This window comes from Vibrio sp. M260112 (assembly GCF_036533775.1).
GTDB lineage: Bacteria > Pseudomonadota > Gammaproteobacteria > Enterobacterales > Vibrionaceae > Vibrio.
This window is the reverse complement of sequence record NZ_JATABH010000178.1, coordinates 1-1063: the sequence shown is the minus strand read 5'-3', so window position 1 is coordinate 1063 and position 1063 is coordinate 1. Positions and strand designations below refer to the sequence as shown.

The window sequence follows — 1063 nt, the reverse complement described above, 5'->3', positions numbered from 1 at the left end:
CTGAGGAATCCCCTGATGATTTAGATAAAAATCATCAAGTTAAGGTAGATGCACATCTTGTCATGTGATCAAATGGTTTCGCCAAAAAACAACAACCAAACAACAAGATGCGCGAACTCAATATCTTACATGATTCTCTCTACCAATTCTGCCCTGAACTGCACTTAAAGCGACTTAATGGCTTAATGCTAGCTTGCCGAGCATTGCTTGATAGCAAAACCCTTACGCTCACCGAACTTGGTCGCAACTTACCTTGCCAAGCTAGAACTAAGCACAATATAAAGCGGATGGATCGTCTTTTAGGTAACCACCACCTGCATCAAGAGAGACTTGCCGTTTATCGTTGGCATGCTAGCTTTATCTGTGCGGGTAACCCCATGCCAGTGGTTCTCGTCTCTGACCTGGCGAGCATTTTACCTTCCTCTGTGACCCCACTCATTATCAGTGATGCTGGATTTAAAGTGCCATGGTACAAGTCTGTTGAAGAGCACGGATGGTACTGGCTGAGTCGAGTAAGAGGTAAAGTACAATTTGCTGAACTCGGTGCCGAAAATTGGCAGCCAGTCAGTAAGTTACATAGCAAAGCCTCTAGCAGAGCCAAAAGTCTTGGTTACCAAAAGCTGACCCAAAGCAATGCCATCAACTGCCAAATAGCGCTAACGGCGGCTCGTACTCCCAAGCAGTTGGTGAGGCTTTACGCAAAGCGCATGCAGATAGAGGAAACCTTCCGAGACTTAAAGAGTCCCGCTTACGGATTAGGCCTACGTCAAAGCCGCACTAGTTGCCCCAAAAGGTTCGATATTATTTTGCTGATAGCTTTAATGCTGCAACTCATGTTTTGGCTGGTAGGAATACATGCACAGCAACAAGGGTGGGATAGGCACTTTCAAGCGAATACAGTCAGAAATCGAAATGTCCTGTCTACCGTTCGATTAGGTATGGAAGTCCTCAGGCGACCAGACTACGAGATTACTACTCAACACCTCTTAGCAACGGCCATGGCTCTAGCTGAGCAGCTCTTAAAAGATGGCTATGCACTGGCGGATTTATGAGGGGATCCCTC

At 46.4% G+C, this 1063-nt stretch carries 1 protein-coding gene; it reads left to right on the top strand.

The features are described from left to right. The first annotated feature begins 107 nt into the window (after positions 1-107). On the top strand, positions 108-1052 hold the full coding sequence (locus QTN95_RS20915; RefSeq protein WP_331418886.1) for a transposase: 945 nt from the start codon (positions 108-110) through the stop codon (positions 1050-1052). Positions 1053-1063: the final 11 nt, after the last annotated feature.

What these genes read in the sequence shown, in the direction of transcription:
- QTN95_RS20915 (WP_331418886.1), top strand. Translation starts at nt 108, where the DNA reads ATGCGCGAACTCAATATCTTACATGATTCTCTCTACCAATTCTGCCCT.